The sequence below is a fragment of the Phocaeicola sp. HCN-6420 genome, from assembly GCF_037890145.1.
GTDB lineage: Bacteria > Bacteroidota > Bacteroidia > Bacteroidales > Bacteroidaceae > Phocaeicola.
The window spans coordinates 1-8,624 of record NZ_JBBKBJ010000050.1 but is presented as its reverse complement, the minus strand read 5'-3'; the positions used below and the strand labels follow the sequence as shown (position 1 = coordinate 8,624).

Genomic DNA, 8,624 nt, shown 5'->3' with positions numbered 1-8,624 from the left:
CTTCTTGCCCTGCTGATAGATTTTCACCGTCTCCTGAAAGTTGCTCACCATGTTCGTGGCGGTCTTGGAGGTATGGATGATGTTTTTGGAGGCATTGATGATGCCCTGCGCTAGATTGCCCGGATCGCTTACGACCCACTGTGCGCTTGCCCTGCCCGCGAAAAGCAGGCACAGGCAGATAATCATTGTTATTCTTGTTCTCATGTTACTTTGGATTTTAGTGGTTGTTATTCTTCGGTCGGATGTCCCGGCTGCGGCTTCACCCGCACATAGTCCCCGTTTGGCGAGAAAGTCAGCACATCCGTGGCCTCGTTGTAGGACACGTCGATGCGGAAGCCGGTGTTCATGAACAGGTTGCCGTTCTCCTCCTGCAAGAGATAGGTTTCCGGCTTGAGCTTGCGGCGCAGACCGCTACGACGGAACACCGTCACTTTGTAGGCTTCGCCCTCCTTGTAGATAAGCACGTCAGGTTTTCCCTCCACGCTCTCCCAGTTCCCGCACAGCATGTCGCGGCGGTTGTCGGCCACGTCGCAGGATTGCAGCATCATGACCGCCAATCCGATAAGGCACTTGCTGACTTGCAGCATTTTCACTTTTGGTAAATTCATACGCGTTTTTCTTTTTTGGTTGATACATTCTGTTTTTTAGTTATTCCTTGTTTCTCCGCCTTTCGGCAAGCTGCCGGATGGCGGCTTCGATGTCGTCGCCCAGCTTCTCCGCCAGACGGTAAACCTCCACTTTTTCCGTTTCCTCGGTGGTGTACGCCAGATACTCTTCCGCGCTGACCTCCGTGGCATAGACCGCCGACTGCGTGCCGCCCAAGCCTATCCACACCTCCTTGTAGAGCCGTGAAGGGTTGTTCGCCATGTTGATGGAGAGTATCTGCGACTTCTCCTTTTCCGTCAGTCCGAGCAACGCCTGTATCTGGTCGAACTTGTTCATATATTTCCTTTGGTCAAGCAGGATTTTACAATCCGAGTTGTTGATAATGCTCTCTTTGACCACCGGAGAACTGATAATGTCGTCCACCTCCTGCGTCACCACGATTGCCTCGCCGTAATATTTTCTGACCGTCTTATACATATAGCGCAGATATTCAGCCATGTTCGCCGATGAGAGGGCCTTCCAAGCCTCTTCCACGATAAGCTGTTTCCGCACGCCTTTCAGCCGCCGCATCTTGTTGATGAAGGCTTCCATGATGATGATGGTCACGACGGGGAACAGTTCGCGGTTTTCTTTAATCGAATCTATCTCGAAGACGATGAACCGCTTGCCGAGCAGGTCGATGTTCTCCGTGGAGTTGAGCAGGAAATCGTAACGCCCGCCCCGGTAATACTGCCGCATGGTGGTGAGCATGTTGTCGATGTTGAAGTCGGACTTCTCCACCTTGATGTCACGCTGTGCCAGTTCCTTGCGGTAGTCGTCACGCATATACTCGTAGAAGGTGTTGAACGACGGCACGATGCTACGGTCGGATTGGATGCGCTCAATATAGGCACTCACGGCACTGCCCAGCTCGCCGCTCTCCGTCTTTGTCACCTTGTCGTCCTCCGACTTCCAGAGCGTCAGCAACAGGGTCTTGATGCTGTCCTTCTTCTCCACGTCGAAGATGTAATCGTCGGTGTAGAACGGGTTGAAGCTGATGGGCTTATCTTCCGTGTAGGTGAAATACACACCGTCCGCTCCGCCTGTCTTGCGTCGGATCATGCCGCACAAGCCCTGATAGGAGTTTCCCGTGTCCACCAATACCACATGTGCGCCTTGCTCATAATATTGGCGCACGAGGTGGTTCATGAAGAAAGACTTGCCGCTGCCCGAAGGACCCAGCACGAACTTGTTGCGGTTGGTCGTGATACCTCGCTTCATGGGCAGGTCGGAGATGTCAAGGTGCAGCGGTTTTCCCGTGAGCCTGTCCACCATCTTGATGCCGAAGGGCGAGAGCGAGCTGCGGTAGTTGGTTTCCTCTGTGAACAGGCACACCGCCTGTTCGATGAAGGTGTGGAAACTCTCTTCCGCCGGGAAGTCCGCCGCATTGCCGGGTATCGCCGCCCAGTAGAGTGTCGGGCAGTCGATGGTGTTGTGGCGCGGCACGCATTCCATGCTTGCCAACTGGCTGCCCACGTCGTTCTTGATATGCTTCAGTTCCTCCGCATCGTCGCTCCACGCCATGACGTTGAAGTGTGCCCGTACCGAGGTCAGTCCGTAGGAATGGGCTTCGTTCAGGTATTGGTCTATCCACTCGCGGTTGATGCTGTTGCTCCTTGAATAGCGAGATAGCGACTGCATGTTACGGGCGGACTTCTCGAACTTCTGCAAGGTTTCCTCACTGTTGTCTATCAGCACATACTGGTTGTAGATATGGTTGCAGGAGAGCAGAAGCCCCACCGGGGAGGCGAATGACAGTCGGCAGTCACTCCGGTCGGTGGAGAGCTTCTCGTAACGGGTGTCGGTAGCCACCTTGCCCGGCAGGTCTTCCGCGTCGGAGAGGGTGTGCAGACACAGGCGGTTGTCGCCGATGCGCATCTCCCTTGCCGAAAGCTCGATGTCCTGCAAGGTGGTGTCACCTTCCGGCATGAGCGAGAAGTAGCGTTCAATAAGTCCCGTCTTTCCCTCAGTACCCACAATCTCATCGGTGGAGAGGCGGCGCAGCCTGACAAGCCCGCTGTCGTTCATGATGCGCTCGAACTGTTCGCAGGCTTCCAAGAACTTGGTCGTGGTTTCCCTGTCCAGCTCCTTCGGGATGATATGTCCCCGGCACAGCGTGCTGAAATTGCTCTGCATCCGGTTACGCTCCTTTGTTGTCTTGGTCAGGTAGAGGTAGCAGGTGTGTTTCAGGTACGGACGCTCGTTGAAGTGACGCTCGAAAGAGCGGCTTAAAAAGCTCATGTCGTCCTTCTGAAGCTCCGGTTTGTAGCGTTCCTTGATGAACCAGTCCTGTTTGTGGACGACGGAGTAGTCCGGCAGCACCTTGATAGCCTTGCACCAGCAACTGTGTATCGCCTCGTACTCCGCACCCGTCACGGTGTAAAGTTCCGGTAGTTCCACCTCGAAAGCCACCGTGATGTCGGCGTCCTTTGAGATGATGCAGCCATGCTCCACCGCTAAAAGTGGGAACCTGTTTTCCAGTGTTGTCATTTTCGATGTATTCCTCATTGTCTTTCTTCCTTTCGTTGTCGTTTGAACAGACGGGTTATCCGCCGCCGGTTGATAAGGTATCGGGGATGGCTCCGTGCCGCTCCTAATTTCATCAGCCCGTGTTCACCGTACCGGGCGTTCAGCGCGAAGGTCTGCCATACAAGGAGGGAGGACGATGCCGCGCCGAAGCCGATACATATCCACTGGTCGATACCGACCATGTAGAGGATGACGAACAGGACGAAGAGAGCCAGCAGACCTCCGCAGAAGATGAAGAGGTACTGTGCCTTCAAGCCCTTGAACTCTACCGGACGGCCGATACCCTTGTTGATTGGGTATTCAGCCATACATTATTTATTAAAGGAAGAATGAGCGCAGGATGGTGGCGGCAACAATCAGGAAGATGCACGCGCCGAACCACGAGGCGGCTGTCTTGCTGGTGTCGGGGTCGCCCGATGAAAACTTGCCGTACACTTTTACGCCCCCGATAAGCCCGACGACTGCACCGATGGCGTATATCAGTTTAGTTCCGGGGTCGAAATAAGAACTCACCATAGAGGTGGCTTCGTTGATGCCCGCGATGCCGTTTCCCTGCGCGAAAGCGGAGGCGGTTGCGGCGATGACAAGTGCCGCGGAGAGGATTGCTTTTCTGTTTTTCAAGATGTTCTTGTTCATAAACTGTTCTTGTTTTTTGCCGTCAAAAGGGTGGATGGTCCTTTGTCGGGCGGTTGATACTTTGTTTCTTTACTTTGGTTTTAGTGGATGCCCGTTTGTTTCCACGGACGTGGGCGTGTCCGTTGCGGATGGGGATGCGCCTTGCGTTTCCTCGCCGCGTGGGTTGATGTCATTCTTTCATGTTCATTTCTTTTATTGTTGTCATACATAGTTGCGAATGTCGAACTCCTCGATGTTGTCCGGCACGACGAACTCCTTTTCAGATTTCTTCAGCCGAATCTCGATAAGCCCCTTGATGCGGATGCCTATCTCCGAAGAGCCTTCCATCATTTTCTCGTACAACTCCGTGCCCTCCATGTCGGTGAACACCTTAGCCGCCTTTTCACGTTCCGCCTGTGTCGCGTCCGGGTTTTTGGCGGTCTTGCAGGCGTCGTCAATCTCGTCAAAGCTGCTGCCCGAAGCCCGTGGCGTGTCCGAGGCGTCCTCTTCCGGTTCGTCGTCCCCGTATCCCAGTTCCTCCGGCGGTATGCTCGTGAAGGTCTCATCGAGTTTTTCCTCCGGGACTTGTGCCGGGCGGGATGCGTTTCCCGTTTTTCCGTCGTCAAAAGTAGCCTCTTCCTCCGACAGCTCAATGCCTTTTTCAATAGTGGCGGCTTCTTGCGTCGGTATGGCAGCGGTTGTCCGGGTGGATGCCATCCTGAAACGGCTCTTGCCGATGATGTCCGCCTTTTCCGCAGGGACTTCCTCGTGTGCCGCTATGCGTTTAGCCTCATTCCCGTCCAGTGACCGCCATAATCCGACAATGCCCTTGAAGAAGCGGACAATCCGCGTGTCCATGATGCGCTCGTAAAGGAGCAGGAACAGGAACCAGAGGTTGCAGCCGACCGATACCGCCAGCAGAATGTCTGTCATGCTGATTGTGTAATTCATATCCTTCCGTTTTTGGTTAGAATACTGAATTGTAATTTCGGGCATAAAGGCTCTTTATCGCATCTTCGCACTGGTTGAAGTGGTGCGTCAGCACATGGTCGATGTAAGCGGACAGCGTAAGCCGGTCATGCCCGATTACACGGGTGATACGCATGATACGCTCGTGGTACTCCGGGCGCACATACGCCATCTTCCCCTCACGTGCCTTTACTTCCGGGTCGCGGATGAACAGGCGTTCATAGTCCTTCTCACTGCATTTGCCGCTTACCGGGACAGGCGACAGTATTTCCACACTCGCCTGCACTTGGGTAAACATACCTCCGCAGTCTTGCTGTGGTCTTTTTTCATTCGGTGTCATTTCTTTTTCCATTTTCAAATCAGATCTTCACGTTGTTTCTTGTACAGTTCGTTGATTCTCTCCTTGTGCTGTTCCAGATGCTGGCGCAGCACGGTATCCACATATCCGCCTACTGAGATTTCCCCTCCGGCGATGTCGTTCACGATTCTGAGGATCTTGCCGTGGACGTCACGGCTGATATAGACACATTGGCGGGTCTTTATCTCGTTGCGGCGCAGGAATAGCTCGTTGTAGTCCTCGTCCTGCCTTTTCCGGTGTCCACTTTCCCTCTGCGCTTTTTCCCGTGTTACGGGTTGCACAGGAGATGGTTCCGGTGCGGCGGTGTCCTCTTCGGTCGGTGCAGCTGCGGGTACTTCCTGTGCGGGGCGCAGTGTCCCGTCCTGTGTGCGCCGCCCGATGGAGGCTAACAGCAGTTCCTCGTCGATGCCTTCCGTGTTCACTTTCCTGCTGCCCATGCTCACTGCGGTCTGATGATGTCGCTTATCTCTTCGGAAAACTCCCGGATGCCACTCCCTTTCAGCAGTGCCGTGTCCATCGGGAAGATGGTGGAGCGGAAAACGCTCTTGCGCTCTTCCGAAAGGTCACGGCGGAACTTCTTGCTGTCGGGCAAGCGGGTGGAAAGTACCGGAAAGCCCATTTCGGCTATCACTTCCTCGTAGATGCCGTACAAGTCGTTCCTCTCCCTGCCGTCCACCATCGTCCAGAACAGATGCAGCCCCTTTGTTTTCGCCTGTCCGGTAGTCATCAGCCTGTCGCGGAACATCGTGACGAATTTCAGGGTACTCTCCACGACAAAGCGGTCGGCACTCAGCGGAGTGAAAATGTAGTCCATCTGCGAGAGCGTCTTTATCACGCCGTTGCTTCGGAGTGTGCCGGGCATGTCGAAGAACACCACGTCGGGTTTCACGTCCTCAGTGGCAATCATCCTCTCGGCATCGTCGAGGGCGTTCACCGCATTGCTTTTGACGATGGTGTAGGCGTTCTTTTTGATCCGGCGGAAATGGTCGCAAGCGAGAGCCTTGAAGTAGGTGCTGCTGTCGATAAGCCCCATTTCGTGTTCGCGCAGCCCGTGGATGCTGTGCTGCGGGTCGTCGCAGTCCACGACGGCGACATTGTAGCCTTTCACGTTGTGCAGGTAGCTGGCGGCAAGTGCCGTGACAGTGGATTTGCCGATGCCACCTTTCTGTGTTGCGAATGCAACGAAGATTTCCTTACTCATAGTTCCATTTATTTTAATTGTTGATGATTTGTTTTTCTGTTTCCATACGGATTTGGCTGTCGCACCATCCGCTTCCGTGACTACACACGCAGGCGGGTCGTCGCGTATCCGGTTCTGTGGTGAAGCGGTGCGTCGGACAAATGGTGATTGACGACATTGCGTCATGAAGTCATTGAATCCATACGTCACCGAATTGTCGGAGAACCGGGTTTCCGACGGTTCGGGTATCCGTTTCGGCAAGTATCCGAAGAAGCGGATTTCCGGGTATTTGAATGTTCCGTTTATCATATCTTCAAATCGTTCGTTTCTTGAATCATGCTGCAAATAAACAAGTATATTTTGGAACCTGTATCACTTCTCCGGCAAGTGGCGGCACGTTGCGCCGGTTGGCAGTCATTGACCGGGTCAAGCATCTGTCCGATACCGCTTTAAGGGCGTAACTTTGCACCCGGACAGCAGGGTTCGCCGATGACGCGCGGCCCGGAGTCCTGAAAGGTATTTTCCCAATCCGTCCCCTGACGGATTTTTATGTTCACCTGAACATAGCAAGATGTCTTTTCAGCCGCTCAAAATATTTTGAGCAGCCACGAAAAGCACTTGCCCTTGCAGGGGGCGGGCTTTCCCTCCGAAGTCGGGAAGCCTTTCAGAACTGCGGTGCTGTAATCCGAAGCGGCGGCTTATGCCGTCAATCCGCTAAATCCAAAGTAATATGAAAGAGAAAAGGAAAAGCAAATCAGGGAGAAATCCCAAACTTGATCCGGCGGTGTACCGGTACACCGTCCGTTTCAACGAGGAGGAACACAACCGTTTCCTCGCCATGTTCGGAAAATCGGGTGTCTATGCACGGTCTGTTTTCCTCAAAGCGCACTTCTTCGGGCAACCGTTCAAGGTGCTGAAGGTGGACAAGACGTTGGTGGACTATTACACCAAACTGTCGGATTTTCATGCACAATTCCGTGCCGTGGGTACGAATTACAACCAAGTCGTGAAGGAACTGAGGCTGCATTTTTCAGAGAAAAAGGCGATGGCGTTGCTCTACAAATTAGAGCAACACACCGTCGAACTCGTGAAACTGAGCCGCCGGATTGTGGAACTTTCAAGGGAAATGGAGGCAAAATGGTCGCAAAAATCAGTGTAGGAAGTTCGTTGTACGGCGCGATTGCCTACAACGGGGAGAAGATTAACGAGGCGCAGGGGCGGCTTCTCACCACCAACCGCATCTACAATGACGGTTCGGGAACGGTGGACATAGGCAAGGCGATGGAGGGTTTTCTCACCTTCCTGCCACCGCAGATGAAGATCGAGAAGCCGGTGGTGCATATCTCTCTCAACCCGCACCCGGAGGATGTGCTGACCGATATTGAGTTGCAGAATATCGCCCGCGAGTATCTGGAAAAACTCGGTTTCGGAAACCAGCCTTATCTTGTATTCAAGCACGAGGACATCGACCGCCACCACCTGCACATCGTGACGGTCAACGTGGACGAGAACGGGAAAAGGCTCAACCGGGATTTTCTCTACCGCCGCAGCGACCGTATCCGCAGGGAACTGGAACAGAAGTACGGATTGCATCCGGCAGAACGTAAAAATCAGAGATTGGATAATCCGTTGCGCAAGGTGGCCGCATCGGCAGGTGATGTGAAGAAGCAGGTAGGCAACACCGTGAAGGCTCTGAATGGGCAGTACCGTTTCCAGACGATGGGCGAATACCGTGCGCTCCTTTCCTTATATAATATGACGGTGGAGGAAGCGAGGGGCAACGTGCGCGGACGGGAGTATCACGGGCTGGTCTATTCCGTCACGGACGACAAGGGTAACAAGGTGGGCAACCCGTTCAAATCCTCGCTTTTCGGGAAGTCCGCAGGCTATGAAGCCGTACAGAAGAAGTTTGTCCGTTCCAAATCGGAAATCAAGGATAGGAAACTGGCAGACATGACGAAACGCACCGTCCTTTCCGTGCTGCAAGGCACTTATGACAAGGACAAATTTGTATCCCAACTCAAAGAGAAGGGCATCGACACCGTACTGCGCTACACAGAGGAAGGGCGCATCTATGGGGCTACCTTCATCGACCACCGCACGGGATGCGTGCTGAACGGTTCGCGCATGGGTAAGGAGCTTTCGGCGAATGCCTTGCAGGAACACTTCACCCTGCCATACGCCGGACAACCGCCGATACCGCTATCCATCCCTGTGGATGCTGCGGACAAGGCACACGGGCAGACCGCCTACGACAGTGAAGATATATCGGGCGGTATGGGCTTGCTCACTCCCGAAGGTCCGGCGGTAGATGCCGAGGAAGAGGCT

The 8,624-nt window shown here is 54.0% G+C and carries 12 protein-coding genes; 3 read left to right on the top strand and 9 right to left on the bottom strand.

Going from position 1 to position 8,624, the window contains the following annotated elements:
- The 9 genes from WKT12_RS16045 to WKT12_RS16005 form a co-directional block, all read right to left on the bottom strand.
- Positions 1–204, bottom strand: a 204-nt coding sequence (locus WKT12_RS16045; protein WP_445323150.1) for a DUF4141 domain-containing protein, incomplete at its 3' end; no start/stop codon positions are given.
- 23 nt (positions 205–227) lie between these two features.
- Positions 228–608 (bottom strand): DUF3876 domain-containing protein, encoded by a 381-nt coding sequence (locus tag WKT12_RS16040; RefSeq protein ID WP_004291516.1) that lies wholly within the window; start codon positions 606–608, stop codon positions 228–230.
- Between the two features lie 40 nt (positions 609–648).
- Complete coding sequence (locus WKT12_RS16035) at positions 649–3,153, bottom strand: TraG family conjugative transposon ATPase (protein WP_004291515.1); 2,505 nt, start codon at positions 3,151–3,153, stop codon at positions 649–651.
- Positions 3,150–3,482, bottom strand: a complete 333-nt coding sequence (locus WKT12_RS16030) for a DUF4133 domain-containing protein (protein WP_004291514.1) — start codon at positions 3,480–3,482, stop codon at positions 3,150–3,152. Before WKT12_RS16030 ends, WKT12_RS16035 begins: the two co-directional genes overlap by 4 nt.
- Positions 3,483–3,492: 10 nt before the next feature.
- Entirely contained in the window at positions 3,493–3,810 is a 318-nt protein-coding gene (locus tag WKT12_RS16025; RefSeq protein ID WP_002560983.1) for a DUF4134 domain-containing protein, read from the bottom strand.
- A gap of 201 nt (positions 3,811–4,011) precedes the next feature.
- Positions 4,012–4,740 (bottom strand): hypothetical protein, encoded by a 729-nt coding sequence (locus WKT12_RS16020; RefSeq protein WP_004304280.1) that lies wholly within the window; start codon positions 4,738–4,740, stop codon positions 4,012–4,014.
- Positions 4,741–4,756: 16 nt separating this feature from the next.
- A complete protein-coding gene (locus WKT12_RS16015) occupies positions 4,757–5,110 on the bottom strand; it encodes a DUF3408 domain-containing protein (protein WP_004291505.1) in 354 nt (117 codons plus the stop codon).
- A gap of 2 nt (positions 5,111–5,112) precedes the next feature.
- Positions 5,113–5,553, bottom strand: a complete 441-nt coding sequence (locus WKT12_RS16010; protein WP_340320298.1) for a DUF3408 domain-containing protein — start codon at positions 5,551–5,553, stop codon at positions 5,113–5,115.
- A gap of 2 nt (positions 5,554–5,555) precedes the next feature.
- A complete protein-coding gene (locus tag WKT12_RS16005; protein ID WP_005783105.1) occupies positions 5,556–6,482 on the bottom strand; it encodes a ParA family protein in 927 nt (308 codons plus the stop codon).
- Here WKT12_RS16005 and WKT12_RS16000 point away from each other — a divergent pair.
- The 3 genes from WKT12_RS16000 to mobB form a co-directional block, all read left to right on the top strand.
- Complete coding sequence (locus WKT12_RS16000; protein ID WP_196029218.1) at positions 6,481–6,645, top strand: hypothetical protein; 165 nt, start codon at positions 6,481–6,483, stop codon at positions 6,643–6,645. The two genes, WKT12_RS16005 and WKT12_RS16000, sit on opposite strands and share 2 nt — an antisense overlap.
- A gap of 381 nt (positions 6,646–7,026) precedes the next feature.
- The gene (gene mobA / locus WKT12_RS15995; RefSeq protein WP_004291488.1) at positions 7,027–7,455 is read left to right on the top strand and encodes a conjugal transfer protein MobA; all 429 of its coding nucleotides are present in this window, start codon (positions 7,027–7,029) and stop codon (positions 7,453–7,455) included.
- On the top strand, positions 7,434–8,624 hold a 1,191-nt coding region (gene mobB, locus WKT12_RS15990; protein WP_340320297.1), incomplete at its 3' end, for a conjugal transfer protein MobB. The genes mobA and mobB, both read left to right, overlap by 22 nt.